This window comes from Nitrobacter winogradskyi (assembly GCF_006539545.1).
In the GTDB taxonomy this organism is placed as follows: Bacteria; Pseudomonadota; Alphaproteobacteria; order Rhizobiales; family Xanthobacteraceae; genus Nitrobacter; species Nitrobacter winogradskyi_A.
In genome coordinates this window covers 1-26488 of the sequence record NZ_BJNF01000002.1, presented here as the reverse complement: position 1 = coordinate 26488, position 26488 = coordinate 1, and the positions used below count along the sequence as shown (strand labels likewise).

The window sequence follows — 26488 nt, the reverse complement described above, 5'->3', positions numbered from 1 at the left end:
GTCGTGAATTTACGCATAACGCGGAGCAACGGCGCTCTCCCCGATCGATTCCATTTCGGTGCGCGGCCGCTCGCGCGTCAGCGCCAGCATCAAGCCCGCCCCATAAGCGAGCGAGACCATCGACGAGCCGCCATAGGAAATGAACGGCAGCGTCATGCCTTTGGCGGGAATCAGATGCAGGTTGACCGCCATGTTGATGGCCGCCTGCATTCCGAACATGATCGCGAGTCCCGACGCGGCGAAACGCGAGAACAGATCTTCGGAGGCGTAGGCGCGCGACAGCGTGCGCATGACGATGAAGGTGAACAGCGCCAGCAGCCCGAGGCACATGATGATCCCGAACTCTTCCGCACCGACGGCGAACACGAAATCGGTGTGACTGTCGGGGAGACTCCGCTTGGCGACGCCCTCGCCGGGACCAAGCCCGAACCAGCCGCCATTGGCGAAAGCCTCCATCGCGGTATCGACCTGGAAGGTGTCGCCGGAGGCCGGATCCATGAAGCGCCGGATGCGGGCCGCGACGTGCGGCACAGTCATGTAGGCAGCGAACAGACCCGCCATCGCCGTGCCCGCGAGTCCGAACACCCAGATGATGCGCATCCCGGCAATGAAGAACAGCGCGCCCCACACCGTCAGGATCAGCATGGTCTGGCCGAAGTCCGGCTCCATCACCAGCAGCGCCACCAGACTCAGCAGCAGCGCGAGCGCCATCGAGGTCGCCGGCATCTCCGGCTTGCGCGCGGATTCCGAGAACAGCCATGCCGCCAGCACGACGAAGGCGGGTTTCGCGGACTCCGAAGCCTGGATGTTGACGCCGAGGATCGTGATCCAGCGTTTCGCGCCCTTGACCTCCGGACCTAATCCGAGCGTGGCCACGATCAGAACGATGCTGATCGCGAAAACGATCAGCGCGGAGCGGCGGATCTGGCGCGGCGACAGGAACGACACGCCAACAATCACGACAATCGACGGCAGCAGAAACATCACATGACGGTGGAAGAAGTGAAACGGATCAAGCCCGATCCGGGTCGCGACCGACGGGCTCGCCGCCAGCGAAAGCACCACGCCGGTGAGCATCAACAGCACCATGGCCGCCAGCAGCAGCCGATCCACGGTCCACCACCATTCCGAGAGTGGCGTGCGTTGTTCGCGTGAGATCATGACAGGTCCTGCGGGCGATGGTCGCCCATTGGTCCCCTATCGTGGTTACCGGAGAGTTAAGGCTGTCGTTATATCTTTGCCGCGACTCACAAAAGCACGTCGAGGAATGGTTCGGGGCACTCAGGCGGTGCTTGCGGAGGCGCGAGCTACACGACGGGCGTAACGCCCGGCAACGCCTGAACCAGTTCGCGGAAACGATCGCCGCGAACTTCAAAATTGCGGAACTGATCGAATGAAGCGCAGGCCGGCGACAACAGCACCACCGCCCCCGCACGGCCGGCTCCTTCCGCGTCCCGCGCAGCGGCGGGCACCGCGGCTTCCAGCGTTCCGCTGATCTCGTAGGCCACCTTGCCCTCCAGCGTCGCGGCGAACTCCTGCGCCGCCGCGCCGATCAGATAGGCTTTCCGGATGCGCGGAAAAAACGCGTCGAGCGAGGCGATGCCGCCGCTTTTCGGCTTGCCGCCCGCGATCCAGAAAATCTCGTCGAAGGACGACAGCGCCTTCTCGGTGGCGTCGGCGTTGGTGCCCTTGGAGTCGTTGACGAACAGCACATGGGCCTTGCGTCCCACCTGCTCCATCCGATGCGCGAGACCGGGAAAACTGCGCAGGTCCTGTTGCAGGATCTCCCGGCTGACACCGAGCGCCAGCGCCGCCGCCGAAGCGCAGGCCGCATTCTGCGCGTTGTGCCGCCCACGCAACGAGCCTATACCGCCGATGTCGGCGATTTCGCTGCGCGCGCCGCCGGACACGAGAACGATCCTGTCCTGTTCGACGCTGATGCCATGCGCCAGCGGCCGCTTCACCGACACGCGCACGACGCTGCGTCCGGCCTGCTCCTGACGGTCGGCGACCGCCGCGCACCAGTGATCATCAACACCGACGACCGCCGTGCCCTGCGGCTGCACGGCGGCGATGAGCCTCTCCTTCACCTGCGCATAATGTTCGATGGTGCCGTGGCGATCGAGGTGATCGGGACTGAGGTTGAGCAGAATGCCGACGGACGGATCGAGCGAGGGCGCGAGGTCGATCTGGTACGACGACATCTCGATCACATGCACGCGCCCCCTGCGCGGCGGCTCCAGCGACAGAATCGCGGTGCCGATGTTGCCGCCCATCTGCACGTCGTGTCCGGCCTCGCGCATCAGATGCGCGACCAGCGCCGTCGTGGTGGACTTGCCATTGGTGCCGGTGATGGCGATGAAAGGCGCGTCGGGCGCATGACGTGCCCGCTCCCGGCAGAACAGCTCGATGTCGCCGATCACCTCGACGCCCGCGTGTCGCGCCGCCAGCACGCTCCAGTGCGGCGAGGGATGCGTCAGCGGCACGCCCGGCGCAAGCACCAGCGCGGCGAGGTTCGCCCACACCACGTTTCGCAAATCCGCGGTGATGAAACCGGCCCGCGCCGCCTTCGCGAGATTGTCGGTGTTGTCGTCGCCCGCAATCACCTCGGCGCCGCCCGCCTTCAGGGCGTGACAGCTCGCAAGGCCCGAGCCGCCGAGGCCGAACACCGCGACCGTCTTGCCGGAAAAGGATGTGACGGGGATCATGGAGTCTTTATCACCGCAGCTTCAGCGTCGAAAGACCGGCCAGCGCCAGCATCACCGAAATGATCCAGAACCTGATCACGATCTGCGGCTCGGTCCAGCCGAGCTGCTCGAAGTGGTGGTGGATCGGCGCCATCTTGAAGATGCGCTTTCCCGTGAGCTTGAACGACGCCACCTGCACGATCACCGACACAGCTTCCAGCACGAACAGGCCGCCGATCACGGCCAGCACAATTTCATGCTTCACCGCCACCGCGATCGAGCCGAGCATGCCGCCGAGCGCCAGCGAACCGGTGTCGCCCATGAAGATCGAGGCCGGCGGAGCGTTGAACCAGAGAAAACCGAGGCCGGCCCCGAGCACCGCGCCGCACAGCACCGCCAGTTCACCCGCGCCGGCGATGTAGTTGATCTGGAGATAGTCGGCGAACATCGCGTTGCCGGCGAGATAGGCGATCATGGCGAAGCTCGCCGCCGCGATCATGACCGGCACGATGGCGAGGCCGTCGAGCCCATCGGTGAGATTCACCGCGTTGCCGGCTCCGACGATGATGAAGGCGCCGAAGCCGAGAAAGAACCAGCCGAGATCCAGCGCCACGTCCTTGAAGAACGGGATCACCAGCGCGGTCGAGAACGGCTCGCGGCCGAGCCGGGTCAGCGCATAGCACGCGGCCAGCGCGATCAGGAGCTCAAGCAGCAGGCGGGTTCTTCCGGAAAATCCGGCATGGGTCTGCTTGGTCACCTTCAGATAGTCGTCATAGAAACCGATGAGGCCGAAACCGAGCGTCACCGCGAGCACGATCCAGACATAGGGATTGAGGGGATTGGCCCACAGCACGGTCGACACAACAAGGCCCGACAAAATCATCAGGCCGCCCATCGTCGGCGTGCCCTTCTTGCTGACGAGGTGCGACTGCGGGCCGTCGGCGCGGATCGGTTGTCCTTTACCCTGTCGCAGGCGAAGATTGTCGATGATCCAGGGCCCGAACAGGAACACGAACAGCGCGCCCGTCACCACCGCGCCGCCGGTGCGGAAGGTGATGTAGCGAAAGACGTTCAGAAGCGGCTTGAAGATGCCGAGCCCCGGGACCGTATTGGAAAGATCGATCAACCAGTAAAACATCGGGTATCCCGACTCCGAAGTTCGCCAGTTCTGGCAAGCCTCCCTTGAGCGAACTCCGGATTCAAAGGGGCACCCCGCAACCTACAGAATTTCAGCCGCGCCGCCGGAATATCGCTTCTCCAGCGCGGTCACGATCACTTTCATCCGCGAACCCAGCGAACCCTTGACCATGATGACGTCACCGGAACGGATCGCCGCCGTCACCTGCGATTCGAGCGCGGCCGAGTTCTCTGCATAGCCGCCCCTCTTACCGGAGGAAAGCGCATTCCACAGATTGCGCATCAGGGGACCGCAGCAAAATATCATGTCGACGTCATTGGCGTTGATCGCCTCGGTCAGGTCGCGATGCAGATCCGCGCTTTTGGGACCAAGCTCCAGCATATCGCCCAACACCGCGATGCGGCGACCCTTGGTCCCGACCCCGGCCTCGCCGAGCACGTTCAGCGCCGCCGCCATCGAAGCAGGATTGGCGTTATAGCTTTCGTCGATCAGGATCGCCTCGCCACCCCTCACGGCCAGCGCCCGACGCACGCCGCGCCCCGCGGCCGGCTGCGCCTGCGACAGCGCAAGACCCGCAAGCACAAGATCGGCGCCGGCCAGCGACGCCGCCGCCAGCACCGCGAGCGAATTCATCGCCATGTGACGGCCGGGCATGCCAAGCTTGTAGGTCAGCTCACTGCCGAGGATTTCAGCGTGCACGGCCGAGCCAGCCGGATGCAAGGCCACATCGAGCAGGCGCGCATCGGCTTTCTCGTCCGCGCCGAACGAGACGATCTTCGCGATGCCGAGTTTCCTCGCGCGTTCCTGCAACCGCGCGAACTGCGCGTTATCACGGTTGAGCACGACGGCGCCATCCGGCTGCACGCCTTCGAAAATCTCCGCCTTGGCGTCGGCGATCGCCTCGACGCCGGAGAAGAATTCGAGATGCACGGGCTCGACCGTGGTGATGATCGCCACATGCGGCCGCACCATCTTCACCAGCGGCGTGATCTCGCCGGCATGATTCATCCCGATCTCGAAGACCGCGAAACGCGCGTCCGCCGGGCAGCGCGCCAGCGACAGCGGCACGCCCCAGTGGTTGTTGAACGAAGCCACCGAGACGTGGGTGTTGCCCTGCGCGCCAAGGACACCGCGCAGCGCCTCCTTTGTGGAAGTCTTGCCGACGGAGCCCGTCACCGCGATCACCTGAGCGGCAAGACGCGCGCGCGAAGCCCGCGCCAGATCGCACAAGGCCGCGAGCACGTCATCGACGACCAGCAACGGCGCCTCAAGGGCGAACTGATCGCGCTGCGCGGCCTCGACCACCGCCACTGCCGCGCCCGCCGTCAAGGCGGCATCGACGAAAGCGTGGCCGTCATGCACATCGCCCCTGATCGCGAAATAAGCCTCGCCGGGCGCAACGGTGCGGCTGTCGATGGAAATGCCGGTGATCGCCGCGGGCAAGGGCCCTCGCCCTTCCGCGCGCATCGCCGCGGCCATTTCGTCCAACGTCCACAACGGGGGCGCGCTCATATCCGCCTCGACGTCAACGCCGCACCGGCGGCCTCGTGGTCGCTGAACGGCAGCACGCGATCGCCGACGATCTGTCCGGTCTCGTGGCCCTTGCCCGCGATCAGCAAGGCGTCTCCCGGTTGCAGGCTTGCGATCGCGGTCTTGATCGCCTCGGCGCGATCACCGATCTCGCGGGCGCTAGGGGCGGCGGCCAGGATCGCGGCGCGGATCGCGGCGGGATCCTCACCGCGCGGATTATCGTCGGTCACGATTACCTCATCCGCGTTATCGGCGGCGATCGCGCCCATCAGCGGGCGCTTGCCTGCATCGCGATCCCCGCCTGCTCCGAACACCACGACGAGCTTGCGCTTCGCATAAGGCCTCAACGCCTGCAACGCCTTCGCCAGCGCGTCAGGCTTGTGGGCGTAATCAACGAAGACCGGAGCGCCATCGCGCTCACCGACCCGTTCGAGCCGCCCCCTTGCGCCTTCGAGATGCTCGAGCGCCGCGAAGGTCTGATCCACATCGCCACCGGTGCCGATGACCAGACCGGCCGACACCAGCGCATTCTCGATCTGGAATTCTCCGACCAGAGGCAGGCGGATGACACGCTCGCGCCCTGCGTGTTCGAGCGTGACCCGTTGCGCAAAACCATCGATCGCCGCCTCGACCAGGCGAATGCCCATCCGCGCGCCGTCGCCACGGCGGCCGACGCGCATCACCGGCACGTTGCGCGCGCCCGCCGCTTCGATCACCGTATCCGAGCAGTCATGATCGGCGCAGATCACCGCGATGCCGTCCGGTTCGACCAGATCGCGAAACAGCCGCAGCTTGGTAGCGAGATAGTGCTCAACGGTCGGATGATAATCCATGTGATCGCGCGACAGGTTGGTGAAGCCGGCGGCGCGCACGCGTACGCCATCGACCCGATACTGATCAAGACCGTGCGAGGACGCTTCCAGCGCCAGATGCGTGACGCCTTCGCCCGCAAGCTGATCCAGCTCCCGATGCAGTTCGATCGGATCTGGCGTCGTCACCGAGCCGTAGACCGCGCGCGAGGGCGCGACCACGCCGACGGTGCCGATGCTCGCGGACGAATATCCGAGCCGCTGCCAGATCTGCCGGGTGAAGGCCGCGACCGAGGTTTTGCCGCTGGTCCCGGTCACGGCGGCAATGGTTGCGGGCTGCCGCGGATAGAATTTTGCCGCCGCCAGCGCCAGCGCGCGTCGCGGATTCGGCGTTGCGATGAACGGGACGCGCCCGCGCGCAGGCGCATGATCACCGGCAACCGCCACCGCGCCCGACGCGATCGCGGCGTCGATGAACCGCGCGCCATCCGTTTTCGAGCCGGCAAGCGCGAAGAAAAGATCACCCGGCTTCACCGCGCGGCTATCCGCCGCGAGACCCGTGACGGCAAGCTCGCCGGCCGGCGCGTCCATGGTGGCGTCGTCGCCGAAAAGCTCGCGAAGTTTCATGAATCTCCCCAGCCCGTAGCTTTAATTTGACCCCGCAGTCCGGCGTTTGCCGCGAGGCGCGCTGAAATGAAACAAACCTCGCCCTACTGCGTCGCCCTCGATGCCGCAAGAATGAGGCGCTCGGACGGCGGCAGATCGAACCGCGGCTGCACGCCGAGCAGCGGGGCGATGCGCGCGATGACCTTGCCGCCGGTCGGAACCGCATTCCAGCCGGAGGTGATGAAGCCATGGGTTTCCTTGAGCGGCTGCGGCTCGTCCAGCATGACCAGAATCTGGTATTGGGGATTGTCCGCCGGCAGAATCGCGGTGAAGGAGTTGAGCACGCGTTTTTTCGCGTAGCGGCCGTTGATGACCTTCTCAGAAGTGCCGGTCTTGCCGCCGACATAGTAGCCTTTGACATCGGCCTTCCTCGCGGTCCCCACCTCGGCGTTCAGTCGCAGCAGAAAGCGCATCTTGTCGCTGGTCTCCTGCTTGATGACGCGCCTGGCGACCGCCATCGCCTCCTCTTCGGTGCGCTTCAGGAAGGTGGGCGGAATCAGCCAGCCGCCGTTGACCAGCGCATCGATCCCCATCACCGCCTGCAACGGCGCCACCGCCATGCCGTGCCCGAAAGCGATGGTGACGGTGTTCAGTTCACCCCATTTGCGCGGCAGGATCGGCGAGGCGCTTTCCGGCAACTCCGTGCGCAGGCGATCCATCTGGCCCATCCTGCGCAGGAACGCCTTGTGCGCCTCGACGCCTTGCGCAAGCGCGATCCGCGCCGCGCCGATGTTGGATGAGTAGGTGAACACTTCCTTCATGCTGATGAAGCGACCCATCGAGTGGTCGTCGTGGATCGTGAAGCGGCCGTAGCGCAGCGGAGCACGCGCATCCCACATCGAATTCAGGCCATACCTGCCGGAATCGAGCGCCATCGCCAGCGTGAACGCCTTGAAGGTCGATCCCATCTCGTACACGCCCGTGGTCAGGCGGTTGATGCGATCGGGATCATGCGCCTCCTTCGGATTGTTGGGATCGAAATCCGGCAAGGAGACCATCGCGACGATCTCGCCGGTCCGCACGTTGGAGACGATGCCCGAGGCGGCCTTGGCCCGATAATGATCCTTGGCTTTCAGAAGCTCGTCGCGCAGCGCGTGTTCGACACGCAGGTCGATCGACAACTCCACCGGCTTCTGCAGGCGGTCGGTGGCGAAGCCGGCGCGGTGCAGGTCAGCGAGCCCGTTGCTGTCGAGCCACTTCTCCATCCCGGCGATGCCCTGGTTATCGATGTTGACGAGCCCGATCAGGTGCGCGACCTCGCGGCCGCTTGGATAAACGCGCTTGTTCTCGCGCAGGAAGCCGATGCCGGGAATGCCGAGACTGTGAATTTCCTTCTGCTGCGCAGGGGTGATCTCGCGTTTCAGCCAGACAAAACCCTTGCGGGTGCCAAGACGCTGTCGAACCTCGGCGGTCTCCAGATCCGGCAGCGTCGCCGTCAGCAGCTCGACCGCCTCGTCCCTGTCGATGAGGCGGCGCGGCTCGCCGAACAGGCTCGGCGACTTGATATCGGTCGCAAGAACCTGGCCGTTGCGGTCGATGATATCGGGTCGCGCCGTGGCGATCGCGTCCTGCGAAGCGGTGCGGCGCCCTCCCCGATCATCCGGAAAGGCCGCGAACATGACAAGGCGCGTCGCGACCACCGTATAGATCAGCGCGAACAGGATGATGACGAGGCCGACGCGCACCCGCGCCTTGGCGGCGCGATCCACATTGCGGCCGTAGAGCAGGTTGCGGATCAGGCGCTGGCTCCAGAGCGCCGGCGGAAGCCTGTTCTGGCCGATCATTGCGGAGCCTCCTGCGACGGCAGAGAGCCGGTGATGACGTCGGGATCGATGATCTCAATCATGGCGCCGATCGGATCGGAGGTGCCGGGCGGCACCAGGCTCGGCGGCCGCTCCGGCAGGTTCTTCAGCGAATCGAACTGTCTGGCTTCGATCGGCTTCAGTTTCAAATGTCGTTCGGCCAGAATTCGCAGACGCTGCGGCGCATCGAGCCTCGCCCATTCCGCGCGCAGGATCGCGATCGCCTCGCGCTGCTCGCGCACCTGAGCCTGAAGCCGCGACACACGCTCGGTGCGGGAGGTCGAATCCATCTTGATGCGGTAGACATACGATGCCGCATAGACCAGCGCGCAGACGACGAGGAAATGGATGATCCGCACCTCATCAGCCTCCGCGCATCACGTTGGCGAGCGATGGCCAGGCCGGACGCTCGGCGCCGTCATCGATCGCGGCCGCATCGGTACGCTCGGCGGCGCGCAGCCTGGCGGAGCGCGCGCGCGGGTTGGCCCGGATTTCGTCGTCACACGGCGTCAGCGGACGCTTGGTCAGAATGGCAAAGCTCGGCGGCGCCCGTTCGATTTCAGGCCGATGGCGTGAGCCGCCGCCCGTCTTGCCGCGCCAGGCCAGGAAATTCTTGACGATGCGGTCCTCCAACGAATGAAAGGACACCACGGCAAGCCGGCCGCCTGGCTTCAGCACGCGTTCCGCCGCGGCCAGCGCCGCGATCAGTTCGTCCAGTTCCTCGTTGACGAAGATCCGCAGAGCCTGAAACGTCCGCGTCGCCGGATGAATCTCGTGCGGCTTGGCGCGAACCACCTTTGAGACGATATCGGCCAGCGCCCGCGTGGTCGCGATCGGACCGTGCCGCCGCGCCATGACGATGGCGCGGGCGACGGCGCGCGAACGGCGCTCCTCGCCAAAGATATAGATGATATCGGCGAGATCGGCCTCGGAAGCGCGCGCCACGACGTCGGCCGCGGTCGGCCCCTGCCCGCTCATGCGCATGTCGAGCGGCCCGTCGAGACGAAAGGAGAAGCCCCGATCGGCCTCGTCCAGCTGCATGGAGGAGACCCCGACATCCATGACGACGCCATCGACGGCGGCGGCGTCCTGCGCCGCGCAGACCGCGGCGAGATGGGAGAAGCGGTCCTCGACCAGCGTTAACCTGCCGCCAGACTCCTCCACCAGGCCGGAGCCGCCGGCAATGGCGGTGGGGTCGCGGTCGATCCCGATCACGCGGGTCTCCGCGGTTGCGAGAATGGCGCGTGAATAGCCTCCGGCCCCGAACGTGGCATCGACGTAGACGCCGCCGGCCCGCGGCGCCAGCATGGCGACCGCCTCCCGGCCGAGCACGGGCACATGACGAACCGGCGGCGCCGTCATGATCGCGCCTCCATCCACAGATGCCTCGCTCTCGCCACGCGTGCGTTCATCCGATCCCGACCGTCCGGAATTCAGCCGCCCGCTCCAACCCTGAAGCCGGCTTCCCCCTGCAAAACCGCCCGGACCGGCTCCCAACCGCGTTTCCACAAGGAGATGAGCCGGCAAACCCGGTCTTCCGCATGGAATTTGAAGGGCTGCCATGGGGATTTCGAACGCAATTGGGACCTCGGCCGCCCCGATGCCGGTTCGGCTCTTCACCCCTGAGTAACGGCGTTTAGCGTTAAGAAAGCGTTGATGGGCTAGTGGTCCGATTCTAACATTCGCATCCCGTTTCAGCGTGCCTTCTTGCGAATGTTAGAATCGAAGGACCACTAGCAAATATAAGCTCCTAGTGGAGTTTTGAATTTGACATTCGCATCCGCGACGCGCAGCCGAATGGGTCGCGAATGTCAAATTCACTCCACTAGTGTGGCGGTTCAGACGTTCGCTTTATTTTCCCAGCGAGTTCAAGCGAACTTCTAATTCCGGACACGACGCGGGAATCGAACGGTTGTTTCCCTGCGCTGTGGTGCAGCACCCACACACTTCACCGAAAAGCCCAAACTGTTAACAGAAAAAGGCGAAAAGGGGGCCCTCCGTCGATTGCAAGCCCAATTACCCCTAGCGGATAATGATCCTAATGATTCGTCGATAAGCCAGATACGTGCTCCCTGTGCTTCCTATTGCCTGATTTGGATCGTTGCATGTTCGCGTCTGTCAGTTCTGACATCAAACGTCGACGCCCTCTCCCGGTCCCCAAGGCCATTGTTGGAATGCCGACTTTCGTCCCGGACTCATCCCTCGTCTCCGACACGGTGCCGTCCTTGAATTTCGGCGACCGCGCCAAAGGACGGCAGCCGGACATGATCGTGCTGCACTATACCGGTATGCCCGACGTCGAGGGCGCGCTGGCGCGGCTGTGTACGTCCGGCACCGAGGTGTCAGCACATTATGTCGTGCTTGAGGACGGTCGCGTTGTGCAATGCGTTCAGGAGTCAAAGCGGGCCTGGCACGCCGGCGTCGCTTCATGGGCGGGCGAGGAAGACATCAATTCCTGCTCGATCGGAATCGAAATCGTCAACCGCGGCCACGACTGGGGCTACCCGGCTTTCCCGCTACGACAGGTCGCCGCCGTCATTGCGCTATGTCGCGGCATCATTCACCGACGGGATATTCCGGCTCATCGCATCGTAGGCCATTCCGACGTCGCGCCTGCGCGCAAGAAAGATCCCGGCGAAAAATTCCCGTGGCATTCGCTGGCGGATTCAGGCGTCGGCCATTGGATCCGGCCTGCGCCAATCGTGGCGGGCGAGGTGCTGAAAACCGGCAGCGAAGGCGACGATGTCCGCGCGCTACAGCAGTCGCTGGCGCGGTACGGCTACGGCATCAAGGCAAACGGCAAGTTCGATACCGCGACGATGGAAGTGGTCACAGCCTTTCAGCGTCACTTCCGGCCCGCGAAGGTCGACGGGATCGCCGATCAATCGACATTGACCACGCTGCAAGCGTTGCTCGACAGCCTGCCCGCGCAAACGGCATCGAACGGAATTCGCTGACAGCGGAATAGCTTTCAAGTTCAGTGGCCAAACCGCGGTCGATGGATATAGCGTTTCGAGCGAAGCGGATGACGTTGGCCGAGAAATGCTTCAGGTTTCGAGTCCATCCGACACGGCTCCGTGTTCAGCTTTCGGGTTCCACCAATCAATGGTTCGTGGGGTGTCCATCATGACGATGGAAAAGACCGCGAAAGGGGCGTATGATTTTTGTCAGTGGCACACGCCGGGTGACAACCGGCCGCGACGGGGACGATGGACGTAGCCTATTTTGCCGGTTTCAGGCTGCGGCACCAACGCATTGGCACGCGTTTTGTCTAACCCGTTCCCGGCGTGTGAGCCCTCCCCGACTTAACCTCCCGACTTCAACCTCGACCGGAGCGCTGGATTTCAGGCGCATGGCGTCAGTCCGGCAGCCCCGTGACGAATTCGGGTACGTCCAGACCGGAGTCAGCAAAGAAGGACATGACGGCCGCCTTCGACCAATACTGCTCGATGAGCAATCTGGCGAAACGCTCCTTTTCCCGCGAGAACCTCGTCGTGAACGTATCAATACTGTCCGGCTTCTTGCCAAACATCTCGCTATCCCATGACTCCCCGTTGAAAAAATCCTGATCGAGGACCATTCGCTCCGATACGTCCTGGCCCTCCTCGCCGCGCCGGGCGAGTACGGCTTGCGATACTTCCGTGATCAGGGTGAAAAGTCGCGCCTGTTCAACGAGCAGATCCTGAGTTGGAAAAACATTCTCAACCAGCAGGCCCGGAACGAAATCCTGCGCCAGCGACGTCGCAAGCTGCATCCAGGCATCCTCCGGAGCGCGCGCGGTGATTTTGTAGAAGTCGAACAGTTCCATCCATCGGCCGCGCAATTCCTCGACCTGGCAATCGTACCAGCGCGACCAGACGGAAAGCCGATCGAGCCGCTCATCGGCTTGCCGGGCGGCGTCAATCCGCCCCAGCAATGCCAGATCAACCCGCATGGGATTTTTCAACCGTTCCGGAAAATCCGGCGCGCGGTATTCCTCGGGATCGTGCGTGAACTCCGACGAGTCGGGCTCGGGGAAAGACGTTTTGAATGTTCCGCTTCCAGCTTTCTGTACCATGCGACGACGCCTTCCATTATGCAGCCTGATCCCACCACGGACGGCATTCCCCGGCCGCTTTCAGGACCGTCCGGTTCATACCGCGCTCCGAAGGTGCGACCTTTCGTCCTTTACGTAATGAGGGAACAAATTTTGAATTAGTCCATTCTCCTAGTGCGCCATAACCCTAGAAGGAGGGAACAATGGACTGGGACCGGATTGAACAGAACTGGGATCAGGTCAAGTACAGAGTCCGAGATCAATGGGGCAAGTTCACTTTCGACGACCTCTGGGAGATCTCCGGAAATCGCGAGCAACTCGAAAGGAAGCTGAAAGAGCGCTACGGATTCCACGAGGACTTCGCGAAAAAACAGGTCGATGACTGGTACGCGAAGGCGCAATCCTGGCCGGACGCGAAGGAACCGCCGCGCTGGTCGGGATATTAGGAACCATATGGCTAAGGGGAGAGCCGGTTAGCCGTAACACTTAGCCCCTAATGAATGTCTCGTGATGATTTGGCGCGTATTCCGTATCGCATAAGCGCTCTCCGCCTTCGGAATACGCGCTAACCTCGGTTGTGTTGTTGATCCAGTCAGAAGCCAATGTCGGGCGACTCTGGTTGAGTCATGATCAGCGATCTGCTTATTTCTCACTCGTTGGCAAGGCAGCGTTTAAGCGCTGAGCAATCATCCCGGCGCGGATGCGACGACAGGGCCAAAGACGCCGCGTTCATGTGGTGCTGCAATTCATGCGCCCCCTGTAACAGGCCCCCACAAATTAATACGCGCCCCGCAATTACATGCGCCACCACGCATCTGTCACGTCTGGGCGAAGATCCACTGATCTGACGGACTCACTTTGGCCGATGCATTTTTGGCGAGGCCGCCCACGCATCGATTCTCGCCGCCGTCTTGGCGCTCTCTATTCTCTTGATCATCTTTTCTCGCTCTATACCGTCGGGCGACTCCTCGGCTTTTTGTCGCGCTTCAGCAAGAAAATCAAAGAGCCGATCCTGAAAAGGCCTGGTCTGTTTGTAACGGCGCCGATGAGTCATGGCGTTCTCCTTTCGCTTCTCCAGGGAAGGTTGACTGTATCCGGCTTGTTTGGACGCCCGGCACGGCGCATGGGCGGCCTGTCAATGTGCGGCAAGCCTGATGGTTCCAAACTTCACGTTCCGGCAATGACTTTGAAGGCCGACCCGGAGAACGATGGGTTTCGGTAGTCGCTGTTACTGGCCTCCGCCTTATGATAAACTCTTGCCTGGTTGGAGAGATTGCAGCATTCCTCGGGTTGACCTCGAGGCGATGTTGCCAATGGCGCGCCGATATCGGCAGTCCGCTCTCCTGGTCAGCCGTTACGAAACTCTGAATGAGAAGAGCGCTCGAGAAACAATGAACTTAATGCTGACTGGTATTTTTGGCCTTGCCGGCCTTGTTTTGAGCTATGGATTTTCCGTTCCCCCGGAATTCGCTGCATTTCGACTGATAGCGCCTGTGGGAGTCATGGCGGGATATCAGGCCGGGCAGCTTGTCGGCAGGCTCGTCAGGCCGCGCCCCAAGAGGTTTCTCATTCTAAGCGTGGGCATCCTTTTCTGCTTTTACTTTGCGTTCGCCTACATCCAACTGGGAATATCGAGCCCATCGGACATCGCGAACCTGAGCGTGTTGTTTGGTTTGTCTTTCTTCTGGCTGGGATTCTTCCTGCCCTTCACACGCGCACCAAACGAAATGAAAGCTCTTTTGTCGAAGGCGTTTCCAAAACGCTCGGGGGACTGAACGTTTGTTTCAGGCTTCGCCTCCAAGCCGGCGCGAGCGCCAGCCCGTGTCAGAGCTGGCTATCTCTTCCACTCGCGAGAGGCCTTAAGGCAGAATCTGATTTGTGCGGATTTTGATGTTCTCATCGCCGCCCTGTTCGACCTTCTTGTCGAGTTCTTTTCGCTTCTCGTCGGTGAGTTCCTGCATCGTTTTGCCGGTCTTCTTCTTCGCGTCCCCGTCGAGCGTTCCACCTGAAGTATTGTTGACCCCGGTAGCATCTGACATAATTGTTTCTCCCTTCCGCTCATCGTGTAGGGAGATAACCCTCGCCATCGGCATGCGTTCCGACCGAGCCGTCGTGCCTCTTTTAGCTTTCACGCGTCATTCTTCGCTACAAATGCAAGGGCTTGCACGCCGGTGCGCTTTAGTAGCGGACTGAACGATATCTGTTTCGATCGTGATAGGAATGAATGCGAGCGCGTATTCCTTGCGGCTTCTCATATGCGATGGAGCCCAACGTTCAAAGGGCGTGCATAAACCCGTTCGGGGCGCGGACGTCTGGCGCCATGTGATTAAGATCACGGTCCGGACTAATGGTGAGGTTCATCCTGCGGGTCATGGGGGACCGTGAGGTCTCATCCCAGAGCAGGAGAAATGACCATGACTTGCGGAACACGAGAGACCGTCACGACCAGGTATTGGAGCGTGTGTTGGAAGTGGGGTGTTGTTCCCTACCCCTGCAGGAAAACGAAAACAGAGATAAAGTATCAGTATGATTTTCTGCCCTGGCGCACCCGGTTCAGTTGGTCTCCCTTCCGTCGCAGCTACGAGGGATGCTGCAACGGCATGCTCTTCGGATGGTCTTATTGGACCTGGTCGCCGTTTGGCACCGGCAATGGTCCCTGGGTTTACCAGGCACGGACCTATTTTTCCGATTCAACGATCGGTTCGGTTGGTTCTTGCCCGTTCAATGAAAGGACAGTCACACAACCCGAGTTGACGGTAGCCAGCGGCTCGATCGTTCCGGCTGAAGCTGCTGAAAAGCTTAAAGAGAACGATAGCTGTACCTGTGCCTAGAGCATGTCCCGACCCGAAGGGCCGCGCCAGCGCGAGGTGGAAAGCGGCTTTCGAAAAAGATCATGCTCAAAAAAAAGACAAGCGACGAGTCTGATTCACCACAGTTGAAACAGACTCTAGCCGGCTGGTCGATCTCGCAGTGCGAGAGGCGCCTCGCCTTTCCTCATAGCCCTGCCTTTCGAGGCGGTCGTGTCGTTATTGACGACGACATGCCGACCGCCTCGGAATGCCTCGTTGAGTTTGACGACGGCGTTGCCGTGTTTTCCGGGTGCGGCGCGCCGGCAATGCCATCATACTGTCCATTCCCGCATATCATACGGCGACGAAGACGCGAATGGCGATCGGAGCCTGTCGTCTGAATGCGAGATGGACTTCGTCATGAGCTCGCAAAGCGCTGCCACCCGCCGCATCCCCGAACATTCACCTCCGTAAAGCCCCTTAGGAGACTGCCCTTAGGATATCGACCGAAATACGCCGGCGCGCTCGCGTTTGCTAAACGAAGCCATCCACATCGAGGAGATGGCGACATGCACACCCAGACGATCTCCGCACCAGCCGCCAAGGTTCTCGACATCCCGCACGCCTTGAAAGCTGAACCGGTCGATCCGTTCAGCGCGATCGCTCGTTTCTCTGGAGTGATTGCAACCGAGTTTTCCTACAAGAAGGATGAAGAAATCTACGGTGAGGGCGAACCTTCCGAATATCTCTACCAGATCAGCCGCGGCGCGGTCCGTACCTATAAACTCCTGAGCGACGGACGGCGGCAGATCGGTGCGTTTCACCTGCCCGGCGACGTCTTCGGCCTCGACCCCAGCCCTGAGCATCGGCTCACCGCCGAGGCAATTGTCGACACCACCGTTCGCCTGGCGCCTCGTCGCAGCATCGAGAAGGCCGCAGCATCGAACGTCCATGTTGCCCGCCATCTCTGGACGATGACGGCATGTGATCTTCGACACGCCGAGGACCACATGCTGCTTCTTGGTCGCAAGACTGCGATGGAGCGCGTTGCGACATTCCTGCTGGAGATGGATCGCCGGCTCGCCAAGACCGGCATGCTGGCGCTCCCGATGTGTCGCCGCGACATTGGCGATTACCTGGGCCTGACGCTCGAGACTGTCTCTCGGGCGCTATCGCAGCTCAACGATCAGGGTATCCTGATGTTCTCAAGTGCGCGCCAGATCGCATTACGCAACCGACAGCGGCTGTCCGCGATGGAGGCATGACATCGCCTGCCCGGCCCCACTGGCGCGCCTCTTGATGAACGAAAAGCGATGATCATTTCTGGAGCATGATCCGATTCAGCTTGACAGGATCACGCTTCAGTATTCGTTGCGCCAGCCTGCTCCTCGGAAGGATTCATCTGTTTGCTCTTGCGGAGGAGAATGTCCTCCGCCAGCGATGCGGATCAGAGATCTCTCAATGAGACATCAGGCAGCAGATCGGACTCGTCGTGAGCAGATCGCGAGTCATTCCGCCGAACATCCATTCATTGAGACGGCTGTGGCCGTAGGCTCCGGTGACCAGCAGGTCAACGCCCTCACCATTCGCCCATCCGATGAGCTGCTCCGCATGAGAGCCGCGAGAAGCCTGTACTTCAATCCGACGCTCCGCCTTGATCCCGTGCTGCGCGAGATGACGAACGACGTCGTCGACATGATCGCGCGCGGTTTCCATCTGATCATTCCGGCATATTTCCAGGACAGTGACGCGCTTTGCCTCATGTAGAAGGGGTAACGCATCCTGAACTGCCCGCCTTGCCTCGCGCGTATCTTTCCATCCGATCATGACATGGTCGACGGCAAGAGTTTCCACCGCCGCAGGCACCACAAGGAAAGGACGGCCGGCTCCCAGAATTGCAGCTCCGACATCGAGGTTTCGATACTTGTCTCTCGACAGCTTGTCGCCTTCGACCACGATCAGATCGGCACAGCGTGCTTCACTGATCAATGTCTCCGTGGGAAATGCGATGGCTGATCGCCATTCAACCTGGCGGCCGTTTCCGGCCGCGGCCTGAACCATGCTACCGGCATCGACGAGGCTTTCCTTCATACTCTCGATATCAAATTCAGCCGCATTCTCGACGGTCACGATACCCGGTGCGGCAAACGGCGGAAAGATCGCAACAGCCGACAATCCAAGCAATCTGGCGTCGAACTTATCCGCCAAATTCGCTGCTACGCCGACGAATTTCTTAGAGACGTGGTCAACATTGACCCACACCATCAGTGTTGCATAGGACATATCAGCCCCTCCTCTGCGGCGAACCTCTCATGCTCACGGAGCGGTCGCTTGATCCAGATCAAGATTCAAACAGGCTTCGCGGTACGGATTTTATCGCAGTCGTCGGCGCCTTGACCTAAGTCAACGAGGTCCGGCGGCGCTTCATTAAAAGAACCGGTGCTTTCATTTCATTGGGAATAAAGATGCGCATCGCGAGTTCATCATGGCTGTTGACATTGTCCCTCATTCTCAGCTCAGCATCGGCGCAATGCAAGGAGGCCGCCGGCATCAAGCAAGGCCGACGCCTGGCGCTGCTTTACTGCGCCCAATGCCATGCCATCGATAAGGTGAGCCCAAGCCCGCTCCGGATTGCGCCGCCATTTCGTAGCCTGCACAAGCGCTATCCTGTCGAGGAACTGGAGGAATCCCTCGCCGAAGGGATCATGACCGGGCATCCCAGCATGCCGCAATTCCAGTTCGAAGCCGATCAGATCAACGACTTCATCAAGTTTCTCAAGTCCCTGGAGTGATCCACGCGACCGGGCGGTAAACATCGTGCGGAGAACATCGCGCACCCTCTTACCCGCCGATAAGTCTCCCTGCATGATCACACTTGCTGAATGATCATACTTGGCCGCTTCGAAACCGGGATGACAGGCGAGGCTAATCGCCACGCGTGGAGTTCCGCAACGCGCGCATGACATCTTCACGCGAAATGATGCCGACCAAATCCCGGCCCACACCCATAACGGGAATGCTGCGAAGCCGGTGCTCGACCATTAACTGCAACACCCGCGCCAGTTTCGTGGTGGGGCCCACGTAGATAAATTCCTGGATCATCACATCGGAAACACGCCGTCTCATAAGCTCGTCATAACGCGGAATTACTGAGCTGAGCGTAATGGCAAAGCATTTGAGAAAACCGAACTTTGTCACCAAACCAATGACGTCCCGCTGGTCATCGACGACCGGATAGGCATTGAAATCATCGCTGGCGAAGAGATCGTTGAGTTCGTCCATCGTGAGGTCGCACGACACGGTCTTGACTTCGCGCGTCATGTAACGATCGACGGCCTGTTCGAGAAACTGATGCAACATGTCACCCGATCAGCATTATTGAGACATTGCAAGCTGCGGATCAGGCGCGCGGTAGCCCCTGCTGCCCACGTCCGACCGCTCAATCAGGCCGCCGTTCCGACTTCGATCGTATGGCCCGCGCAGGCGCGGGCTTCGGGACCGTGACCTCCAAACGATGGCACTTGAGCGGCGTCATCTCAACACGCCTCGGCGGAAATGTTTTGATCGAGGTCAAACACGGCAACTATTGAGCCGCAATGAGTACCGCATCACGGTTCGGGTTGATCAAACGCGGCGCGCCACCGGCCTTGCCAGGAGATTTTCGATGCGCGCGGTAGTCCTCTCGGCTCCAGATGCGGGAACGCCATGATCCAGTCCCTGACGACGGAGATCAGCCGCCCATCTTTCACCGGCTACATCCGCGATGGCGGCTTAGCAACCCATGCTGTCGCCGGCGCGCGCGCCCACGCCGCCGTGGTCCTTCTCGCAGGCGGTCGGGTGCTAAAAGTGAAACGGGCTAAAAGTGAAACGAGCCATCCGGTTTCCGTTCCTCGACTACAACAGACATTTGACAGAACGATGAAATCCGCGCGGCCGCTATAAGTAGCAGTCACGACTGCGGATAGTCCCATGATCTGGAATACAAGAAGTTCATGATTCGAGTATAATGGATCCTAGATAAAGCTTTCCGCCCCGGAAGGAAAACGTGACGAGTGACGATCATTCATCCTTGAACAGCCTTTTCCGCGACAAGGATTTGCAGCGCGGCATCGACAGATCCGGGGTGGGCATCTGGGATCTCGATCTCTCGACCTGGACACTGTTCTGGTCCAGCCCCGCACGCAGGCTTTTTGGCGTCCCGGAGAACATCCCGGTCAGTTATGATCTATTCCTTTCCCTGCTCCGGCGGGACGATCGGACGCGCACCAAACAGGCCATTCAACGTTCGATCACGACCGGATGCAGGTTCGATCTTCAATATCACATTCACGGGACGCTTGAGGGAAGTCGCTGGATTCGAGCACGAGGCGGTCTCGTCTTCAACGAAGATGGAACGCCACAGCGCCTGAGCGGCGTGATCCTCGATATCGACCATCAGAAGTCGATCGAGGAAGCTCTGATCGCGCGTGAAAACCACTTGCGTTCGATTCTCGATACCATTCCCGATGCTATGATTGTGATTGACGATCGCGGCATCATGCAGCATTTCAGCACCGCAGCAGAACGTCTGTTCGGCTATTCTGAACACGAGGCCATTGGCCGAAACGTCAACATCTTGATGCCTGAGCCGGACAGCAGCGGGCACGACGGCTATCTGGCCCATCATCAATCCACCGGCGAACGGCGCATCATCGGCATCGGGCGGGTTGTCACCGGAAAATGCCGGAATGGGGTCACGTTTCCGATGCATCTGTCCGTCGGCGAGATGCACACCGGCGGAAAGCGGCATTTTACCGGATTTGTTCGCGATCTCACGGAGCATCAGCAAACCCAGGTCAAGCTGCAAGAACTGCAATCCGAACTGTTTCACGTATCCCGCCTGAGTGCGATGGGTGAGATGGCTTCGGCTCTCGCTCACGAGTTGAACCAGCCGTTGACCGCGATCAGCAACTACCTGAAGGGATCGCGCCGTCTTCTGGCCGCGAGCACCGATCCCGACATCGCGAAGATCGAAATGGCGCTGGATCGCGCCGCAGACCAGGCCATCCGTGCCGGCCAGATCATTCGACGATTGCGCGATTTCGTCTCACGGCGGGAATCGGAGAAGCGCGTCGAAAGCCTTTCGAAGCTGATGGAAGAAGCCAGCGTCCTCGGTCTCGCGGGCACCCGCGAACAAAATATCATGCTGCGGACTGACCTGGATTCGGACTGCGATCGTGTTCTCGTCGACCGCATCCAAATTCAGCAGGTCCTCGTCAATCTCTTTCGAAATTCCTTGGAGGCGATGGCGAAATCACCAAAACGAGAACTGACCGCCTCCAGCAGGAAAACCACGGACAACATGATCGAACTGTCCATATCGGATACTGGCCATGGCTTCAGTGAGGCGGCCGCGATAAGCCTGTTCGATACCTTCTTCACGACCAAGGAAACCGGTATGGGCGTTGGACTTTCCATCAGCCGATCGATCGTGGAAGCCCACGGCGGCCGAATGTGGGCCGAAACAAATGATTCAGGAGGCGCTACGATCCGGCTGACCTTGCCCATAGCATCGATCAGGGATTTTCCAGATGTCGTGTAAGGGAAATGTCTACGTCATCGACGACGATCCGACGATTCGGGATTCGCTCGATTTCCTGCTTGGCTCGGCAAACTTCGACGTCACGCTGTTCGACACTGCCGCTGACTTCCTCGATTCTCATTCCGGGCTTGGTTTTGGCTGCGTCGTGTCTGACGTTCGCATGCCCGGCATCGATGGAATGGATCTGCTTCGACGCCTCAAGGCCCATGCTTCTCCCCTGCCCGTCATCATCATGACCGGGCACGGTGATATCCCCCTCGCCGTCGAAGCGATGAAACTGGGGGCGATCGATTTTATCGAAAAGCCGTTTGAAGACGAACGGCTTATCGGGATGATCGAAGCAGCCCTCGAGCAGGGCCCGGATCAGACGAAGTGTGATTCCATTTCGGCCGAGATCGTATCGAGAATGGCGACTCTCAGCCAGCGCGAACGTCAGGTCATGGATGGTCTCGTCGCAGGACTCTCCAACAAGCTGATAGCCCGAGAACACAATATCAGTCCCAGGACAATCGAGGTGTACCGGGCCAATGTCATGACCAAAATGCAGGCGCACAACCTGTCGGAACTGATCAGGCTTGCACTCCGAGCGGGCATTTTGAGAGATTGAGATAAATCAAACCGTCCTGCTGCAACGATTGTATCATTAGGGAGTTAGAACGTTTTCGAGCGAAGCATGTCCTCGGGCCTGACCCGAAGATCGAATCCGGTTCGCGTGAAGAAGACGCGTCAAATCAAATCATAGGGCCTGCTTCTGATTCTATCAGAAGCGGAAACGCTCTAACTACCGAACTGCTCGATATCCCGATGATAGACACGATCGCGAAGCACACAGTCGGCGTTCTGGACGACGATCCTGCTGTGCTTCAATCGCTACGATTTCTTCTCGAAACTCATGGTTTCAAGGTTCGTACGTTCGGTTCCGCCTTGACGTTGTTGACGTCCATCGATCCGGACAATGTCGATTGCCTGGTGATCGACTACAAAATGCCACACATCGACGGGCTGAATGTAGCTGAGCGTCTCCGTGAACGAAATGTCGCCGTGCCTATTGTTCTGGTGACGGGACATCCGCACCAGCCTATGGCGGAGAAGGCCGCAGCCGCGGGCATCGATCATATTCTGCTCAAGCCCCATCTGGGGGAAAACCTCGTGACACACGTTCAGGAGGCCATATCCCGTAAAGACGCGGGTAACTAAACTCCCTGTCTGGCGAGACGCTGTAATCCAATGAAGGCAGGGTCAGGGTGAATAATCACCCAGGACGGGATGGCCGCAACGTAAGCCTCGAAACGTCCCTTCGCTTCGAACCGCGCGCGAAACTGCGAGCGCGCCAGATACTCCCTGATCCGCGGGGCGATGCCGCCGCCGATATATACGCCGCCACGCGCATCGAACGTCAGCGCGGCATTTCCAGCGACCGTGCCCAGCATGGCGCAGAACATGTCAACAGCCTCCCGGCTGGTCGGACAACTCCCACGAAGCGCCGCTTCGGTGATCTCACTCGGTTTGCGTGGCGGCACGGCAAGATGATCGAGGGCTGCGAGCGACTGATAAAGATTGACCAGCCCCGGACCGGACAGCGCGCGCTCCACTGAGACATGGCCGAAGCGTTCACGTAAATGCGCGATGACTGCATCCTCCCGCGCATTGGCGCCTGGAAGCGTGACATGACCTGCCTCGGTGGTAACCGTCAGCGGATCGCGGGGGCGCGGCATGAAGCAGGCGAGCCCGAGACCTGTTCCAGGCCCCAACACGACCGCGGGCGCCGCCGCTGCGCGCTCGCCTCCTCCGATCGCAAACAGGTCAGGCGGCGTGAGGTAGGGCAGCGACCAGGCGAGCGCCTTGAAGTCGTTGACGACGCGCACGACCGGCAAATCGAACGTCTTTTCCAATCGGCCGGCATCGATAACCCAGCCGCTGTTGGTCAGCATGCTGCGATCCGCCTCCACGGCTCCGGCGACGGCGAGCACCGCGCCGGAGATCGGCAACCCGTCCAGGTGACGGCCGAGGAACGCGGCCAGCGCCCCGGCGAAGTCCGGATAATCGGTGACCCTCAGTGTCTCGATCGGCCCCATGTGCTCGTCCGTAACGAGCGCGAACCGGGCATTGGTCCCACCGATATCACCCAGCAATACGCGACTTGCGGAATCAGCCATCTCAGGATCAGCCATATCTCAGGATCAGCCTTGAATTTCTTGATATGCGCGGCGTGGCGTTATGACCACGCACGATGTTCACAACGACGACGCCATGCCGGCGCTGGAATTGCCAGGTCCGCATCCGGTGCAGCCATGCTTCGCGTTCAACCTCCGTGGGATGCTCACATCGGCCTCCTTTCGCCAGGCTCTCGCCGTGCTCCATGAACAACCCCTGAGCGGGGTTCAACCGGTTCTCCCGGCTGGCGATGTCGACCATGCGTCATTCGCGCATGGGCGGCAAGCGCCTGACTTGAAACGACGCGTCGCCATGATCCCTGCTGACTTTCGCTTTGCGTGACGGCGTGGCGTCAAGGTGTGGCTTGCGTAGCACCCGATCAACGCGAGAAGAAAACCGGAACAGGCGGCTTCGACAGCAGACTCCTTGTCGCGCCTCCAAGTACGAACTCACGCCATCTGGACTGCCCATAAGCCCCCATGACAAGCAGGTCGATCCCACGCGACAGCACGTATGCTTTGAGAACCTCGCCGATCGGCCTGCCTTCAGCGTCGACCTCATCCAGAACGACATCGATACCGTGGCGGGCAAGATTTTCCGCCAGTTCCTCAGGAGAGCGCTGGGAGTTGAAAGATTTCTCGTTCTTGACGATAACGATGCAGACAGTCTCCGCCCTTTCAAGAAGGGGAAGCGCATCCGAAACCGCACGCGTCGCGGTACGACTGAAATCCCAGGCCACGCCGATGGTGCCAAACTGGATCGGGCGCGATCGCGGAACAGTGGGCAGGATCAGGGTCGGCCTCCCCGATTCAAAGATGATCTCCTCCGCGTACCACAGGTCGAATGCCTCCGGCTCCGGCATGATCGTAAGATCGCGAAGCCGCGCATAATCGACAAGCAGCGCCGACGTCTTGTGAGCCGCGCATTTCTCCAGGATGGTCTCATGCGAAACACCGGATCTAGCAGCCGTCGCTTCGAACGCGGCGAGCAGACCTTGAGCATTGTCCCGACTCTTTGCCGATTCATGAGCCACGATGCCGGGTACGTCGATGATCGCCTTGGCAAGGAAATTACCTGGCGCTTCCAGGTGGACTTCGCAGGAAATCGCCGCGAGATGAGCACCGAGGGCGGCGGCTACCGAAACCGCATCGTCCGCCACAGAGACGGGCGTCGGCTCCGGATAGCTCATCAGCGTCAGAAGAACATCTTTAAAGGCCATGATCTCCACCTTCTCTAAAAAATCAAAGCTAGCGTTTCAAGGAACCGCGTATCTTGATCCATCGCAATGGATCGAGCCTGAGAACCTGTTAAACTGACTATGCTGCGTACCCGCGTCTACTTCGCTTGAAGCGCTTAAGAAGACTTTGGCGACCACACTCTTACAGCGTGGCGATACCGGTCAGTATCTCGCTGGGTGGCTTTGATCTGTTGGATGGCTTTTGATTTGCGGATAAACTTTCGTTCCGATCGTGTGATACTCTTGGGCAGCACCAATCGCAGGGCATGAACTCGATAGCCTTCTGCTTGAGGCGGGGAGAATCCGGATGCGCACGCATCAAATCATGGCTCGCAAGCTGATCACGGTAAAAGCCGATACGCCCATCGTCGAAGCTGCAAAGTTGATGCTGGAAAGTCATATCAGCGGCCTTCCGGTGGTCGACGATGCGGGTCGACTGCTTGGCATCGTCTCGGAAAGCGACTTCATGCGCCGTAGTGAAATCGGGACGCAGGGACCCCGCATCCGCTGGCTGGACTTTCTGATGGGGGCGGAGAAAGCCGCCGTCGATTTCGTCCGTGAGCACGGCCGCAAGGTCAGCGCGATCATGACACGCGACAATCTCTTCACCGCAACGGAAGACATGCCGCTTGAGGAGCTCGTGCGGCTGATGGAACGCCAGAATATCAAGCGCCTGCCCGTTGTTCGTGGTGACCTTCTGGTTGGCATTGTGACGCGAGCGGACCTGCTCCGCGCCGTTGCAAGCCTTGCGCGAGACGTTCCGGATCCAACCGCAGATGATGATCACCTGCGCCGCCGTGTGATCGCATCGATCGAGAAGAACGAATGGCAGCCGATCGGGCTTGGAGTCACGGTGCGAGAGGGAATTGTCTATCTCAGCGGCATGATTACCGATGAGGCCCATCGGCAGGCAGCGATCGTGGCGGCTGAAAACGTGTCCGGCGTGAAGCTGGTTCGCGATCATCTCTATCTATTCGATTCCGCGTCCGGGCTTACCTTTCGGTCTCCGAAAGATGAAAGCCGGACCCAGACCGGATAGTGGTATCGCTTTGAACGCTCCAGAAACCGCAAACGTTCACAGCCGGAAATCCCATGGACAGATCTTCATGAGCGCAACCGTTTCCAGCGCCTGGAAAAGCGTGCCGCATGCCTCTCTGCGATATAGAGGCACAGATTTTATATTCCGCGTCTTCGTCCGCTGAACTATCGATCGACCGGCCTTGCGACGATGTTAACCCGTTCTCGTGAGTCTTTTATCGCCTGTACCGGGCGTCCTCTCGCCCTGCCGTCCGAATGGCGATAGATCGGGGACGGTGCGTGGGGCGGATATCCCACGCGAGATTGCCGGGACCATTGACATACTCTGGCCAGAAAATCGCTCTCGCATATGACTGTCGATTCGTACCGAGAAATCACCGAGAGGCCTTACGATGGAACTTCTCATTCCGCCCCGGCACCGAGAGCAATTCGGAACGCTCAAAGAGCACTATGCTACGGGCCCGACAAAGGTTGGCCCTATCACCTGGAATGGATACCTCAGAGTACGTACGGATGATCAACGATTGATCGATGCGCTCAAGCAGGAATTGGACGCTCAACCGCAATAGCGCGGATCTTCAACCGGCGCGATTGAGCAGCCTTCTCTCTGTGAAGCCGGGACTTCGGTTTGAATGAGACAGGAAAACGCTTCTGCGAGCTCGTAAGCACACGATCAAAGAGGTACATCCCTCCGATGCTCCCTGCTCTGATTGGTAAGGTACAAGTTCATCCGAAAGCATCGCGCGATCCGGGAAGCCCGTCGGATTAAGTTCCATTAAAGACGCTTGGAGCAGGTCCGCTTTTAGACGAATCAGCAACCCGTCATGCCCGGCTGTATGCCGGGCATCCATTGGATTTCAGCGAAGAAAGACATGGATGGCCGGGACAAAGCCCGGCCATGACGGAACAGCGTGTTTCCATCAAAATCCAACCGCTCTGGAGCATGATCCCGACCCGAAGGGCCGCGCCAGCGCAGAGTACCGGTTGGATAAGGATCCTGCTCTAGAGCCTTTCCGCTTCT

At 60.4% G+C, this 26488-nt stretch carries 27 protein-coding genes; 10 read left to right on the top strand and 17 right to left on the bottom strand.

Annotation, left to right across the window (positions count from 1 at the left end):
- Nucleotides 1-9: 9 nt before the first annotated feature.
- From ftsW to rsmH, 8 genes are all read right to left on the bottom strand, one after another.
- Nucleotides 10-1161 (bottom strand): putative lipid II flippase FtsW, encoded by a 1152-nt coding sequence (gene ftsW / locus NWI01_RS00155; RefSeq protein WP_141381734.1) that lies wholly within the window; start codon nucleotides 1159-1161, stop codon nucleotides 10-12.
- Nucleotides 1162-1307: 146 nt separating this feature from the next.
- Nucleotides 1308-2708, bottom strand: coding sequence for a UDP-N-acetylmuramoyl-L-alanine--D-glutamate ligase (gene murD / locus NWI01_RS00150; protein WP_141381733.1), 1401 nt, complete (start codon nucleotides 2706-2708; stop codon nucleotides 1308-1310).
- Between the two features lie 10 nt (nucleotides 2709-2718).
- On the bottom strand, nucleotides 2719-3825 hold the full coding sequence (mraY, locus tag NWI01_RS00145; protein WP_141381732.1) for a phospho-N-acetylmuramoyl-pentapeptide-transferase: 1107 nt from the start codon (nucleotides 3823-3825) through the stop codon (nucleotides 2719-2721).
- Between the two features lie 81 nt (nucleotides 3826-3906).
- Nucleotides 3907-5337, bottom strand: coding sequence for a UDP-N-acetylmuramoylalanyl-D-glutamyl-2,6-diaminopimelate--D-alanyl-D-alanine ligase (locus tag NWI01_RS00140; RefSeq protein ID WP_141381731.1), 1431 nt, complete (start codon nucleotides 5335-5337; stop codon nucleotides 3907-3909).
- A complete protein-coding gene (locus NWI01_RS00135) occupies nucleotides 5334-6791 on the bottom strand; it encodes a UDP-N-acetylmuramoyl-L-alanyl-D-glutamate--2,6-diaminopimelate ligase (protein ID WP_141381730.1) in 1458 nt (485 codons plus the stop codon). Before NWI01_RS00135 ends, NWI01_RS00140 begins: the two co-directional genes overlap by 4 nt.
- 83 nt (nucleotides 6792-6874) lie before the next feature.
- Nucleotides 6875-8614: a peptidoglycan D,D-transpeptidase FtsI family protein gene (locus tag NWI01_RS00130; RefSeq protein ID WP_141381729.1), complete on the bottom strand. Its 1740-nt coding sequence runs from the start codon at nucleotides 8612-8614 to the stop codon at nucleotides 6875-6877.
- On the bottom strand, nucleotides 8611-8991 hold the full coding sequence (ftsL, locus tag NWI01_RS00125; RefSeq protein WP_141381728.1) for a cell division protein FtsL: 381 nt from the start codon (nucleotides 8989-8991) through the stop codon (nucleotides 8611-8613). Before ftsL ends, NWI01_RS00130 begins: the two co-directional genes overlap by 4 nt.
- Nucleotides 8992-8995: 4 nt before the next feature.
- On the bottom strand, nucleotides 8996-9994 hold the full coding sequence (gene rsmH, locus NWI01_RS00120) for a 16S rRNA (cytosine(1402)-N(4))-methyltransferase RsmH (RefSeq protein WP_141381727.1): 999 nt from the start codon (nucleotides 9992-9994) through the stop codon (nucleotides 8996-8998).
- A 743-nt stretch (nucleotides 9995-10737) separates the two neighbouring features.
- Between rsmH and NWI01_RS00115 the strand changes: the two genes are divergently transcribed.
- On the top strand, nucleotides 10738-11589 hold the full coding sequence (locus NWI01_RS00115; protein ID WP_141381726.1) for an N-acetylmuramoyl-L-alanine amidase: 852 nt from the start codon (nucleotides 10738-10740) through the stop codon (nucleotides 11587-11589).
- A gap of 401 nt (nucleotides 11590-11990) precedes the next feature.
- Here the strand turns inward: NWI01_RS00115 and NWI01_RS00110 are convergent, their stop codons facing one another.
- A complete protein-coding gene (locus tag NWI01_RS00110) occupies nucleotides 11991-12689 on the bottom strand; it encodes a hypothetical protein (RefSeq protein ID WP_181410305.1) in 699 nt (232 codons plus the stop codon).
- Nucleotides 12690-12871: 182 nt separating this feature from the next.
- On the opposite strand from NWI01_RS00110, the gene NWI01_RS00105 reads away from it, so the two are divergent.
- Nucleotides 12872-13114, top strand: a complete 243-nt coding sequence (locus NWI01_RS00105) for a CsbD family protein (RefSeq protein WP_141381725.1) — start codon at nucleotides 12872-12874, stop codon at nucleotides 13112-13114.
- Between the two features lie 407 nt (nucleotides 13115-13521).
- Here NWI01_RS00105 and NWI01_RS00100 read toward each other — a convergent pair whose 3' ends face one another.
- Nucleotides 13522-13722: a hypothetical protein gene (locus NWI01_RS00100; protein WP_141381724.1), complete on the bottom strand. Its 201-nt coding sequence runs from the start codon at nucleotides 13720-13722 to the stop codon at nucleotides 13522-13524.
- Nucleotides 13723-13981: 259 nt separating this feature from the next.
- On the opposite strand from NWI01_RS00100, the gene NWI01_RS00095 reads away from it, so the two are divergent.
- Nucleotides 13982-14443, top strand: coding sequence for a hypothetical protein (locus tag NWI01_RS00095; protein WP_244613581.1), 462 nt, complete (start codon nucleotides 13982-13984; stop codon nucleotides 14441-14443).
- An 84-nt stretch (nucleotides 14444-14527) separates the two neighbouring features.
- Here the strand turns inward: NWI01_RS00095 and NWI01_RS00090 are convergent, their stop codons facing one another.
- On the bottom strand, nucleotides 14528-14707 hold the full coding sequence (locus NWI01_RS00090) for a hypothetical protein (protein ID WP_141381723.1): 180 nt from the start codon (nucleotides 14705-14707) through the stop codon (nucleotides 14528-14530).
- Nucleotides 14708-16026: 1319 nt separating this feature from the next.
- Between NWI01_RS00090 and NWI01_RS00085 the strand changes: the two genes are divergently transcribed.
- Entirely contained in the window at nucleotides 16027-16722 is a 696-nt protein-coding gene (locus NWI01_RS00085) for a helix-turn-helix domain-containing protein (RefSeq protein WP_141381722.1), read from the top strand.
- A gap of 193 nt (nucleotides 16723-16915) precedes the next feature.
- Here NWI01_RS00085 and NWI01_RS00080 read toward each other — a convergent pair whose 3' ends face one another.
- The gene (locus NWI01_RS00080) at nucleotides 16916-17740 is read right to left on the bottom strand and encodes a universal stress protein (protein WP_141381721.1); all 825 of its coding nucleotides are present in this window, start codon (nucleotides 17738-17740) and stop codon (nucleotides 16916-16918) included.
- A gap of 182 nt (nucleotides 17741-17922) precedes the next feature.
- Here NWI01_RS00080 and NWI01_RS00075 point away from each other — a divergent pair, with 182 nt between their 5' ends.
- Nucleotides 17923-18249, top strand: coding sequence for a c-type cytochrome (locus NWI01_RS00075; protein ID WP_141381720.1), 327 nt, complete (start codon nucleotides 17923-17925; stop codon nucleotides 18247-18249).
- Nucleotides 18250-18382: 133 nt separating this feature from the next.
- Here the strand turns inward: NWI01_RS00075 and NWI01_RS00070 are convergent, their stop codons facing one another.
- On the bottom strand, nucleotides 18383-18814 hold the full coding sequence (locus tag NWI01_RS00070; RefSeq protein ID WP_141381930.1) for a CBS domain-containing protein: 432 nt from the start codon (nucleotides 18812-18814) through the stop codon (nucleotides 18383-18385).
- A 348-nt stretch (nucleotides 18815-19162) separates the two neighbouring features.
- Between NWI01_RS00070 and NWI01_RS00065 the strand changes: the two genes are divergently transcribed.
- From NWI01_RS00065 to NWI01_RS00050, 4 genes are all read left to right on the top strand, one after another.
- Nucleotides 19163-19399: a hypothetical protein gene (locus NWI01_RS00065; RefSeq protein WP_141381719.1), complete on the top strand. Its 237-nt coding sequence runs from the start codon at nucleotides 19163-19165 to the stop codon at nucleotides 19397-19399.
- A 127-nt stretch (nucleotides 19400-19526) separates the two neighbouring features.
- Nucleotides 19527-21038 carry a sensor protein FixL gene (fixL, locus tag NWI01_RS00060; protein WP_244613596.1) on the top strand — a complete coding sequence of 504 codons (1512 nt, stop codon included), beginning with the start codon at nucleotides 19527-19529 and terminating at the stop codon, nucleotides 21036-21038.
- Nucleotides 21028-21645 carry a response regulator FixJ gene (gene fixJ / locus NWI01_RS00055; RefSeq protein ID WP_141381717.1) on the top strand — a complete coding sequence of 206 codons (618 nt, stop codon included), beginning with the start codon at nucleotides 21028-21030 and terminating at the stop codon, nucleotides 21643-21645. Before fixL ends, fixJ begins: the two co-directional genes overlap by 11 nt.
- Before the next feature lie 197 nt (nucleotides 21646-21842).
- Nucleotides 21843-22235 (top strand): response regulator, encoded by a 393-nt coding sequence (locus tag NWI01_RS00050; protein WP_141381716.1) that lies wholly within the window; start codon nucleotides 21843-21845, stop codon nucleotides 22233-22235.
- Here the strand turns inward: NWI01_RS00050 and glk are convergent.
- The 3 genes from glk to NWI01_RS00035 all read right to left on the bottom strand — a co-directional run bounded on the left by glk (nucleotide 22232) and on the right by NWI01_RS00035 (nucleotide 24411).
- Nucleotides 22232-23194 carry a glucokinase gene (gene glk, locus NWI01_RS00045; protein ID WP_244613580.1) on the bottom strand — a complete coding sequence of 321 codons (963 nt, stop codon included), beginning with the start codon at nucleotides 23192-23194 and terminating at the stop codon, nucleotides 22232-22234. The two genes, NWI01_RS00050 and glk, sit on opposite strands and share 4 nt — an antisense overlap.
- 7 nt (nucleotides 23195-23201) lie before the next feature.
- On the bottom strand, nucleotides 23202-23453 hold the full coding sequence (locus NWI01_RS00040; protein ID WP_141381714.1) for a hypothetical protein: 252 nt from the start codon (nucleotides 23451-23453) through the stop codon (nucleotides 23202-23204).
- Between the two features lie 118 nt (nucleotides 23454-23571).
- Nucleotides 23572-24411 carry a universal stress protein gene (locus tag NWI01_RS00035; protein WP_141381713.1) on the bottom strand — a complete coding sequence of 280 codons (840 nt, stop codon included), beginning with the start codon at nucleotides 24409-24411 and terminating at the stop codon, nucleotides 23572-23574.
- Between the two features lie 325 nt (nucleotides 24412-24736).
- Here NWI01_RS00035 and NWI01_RS00030 point away from each other — a divergent pair, with 325 nt between their 5' ends.
- Nucleotides 24737-25468: a CBS domain-containing protein gene (locus NWI01_RS00030; protein WP_141381712.1), complete on the top strand. Its 732-nt coding sequence runs from the start codon at nucleotides 24737-24739 to the stop codon at nucleotides 25466-25468.
- An 810-nt stretch (nucleotides 25469-26278) separates the two neighbouring features.
- Here NWI01_RS00030 and NWI01_RS19255 read toward each other — a convergent pair.
- On the bottom strand, nucleotides 26279-26488 hold a 210-nt coding region (locus NWI01_RS19255), incomplete at its 5' end, for a hypothetical protein (protein ID WP_210242920.1).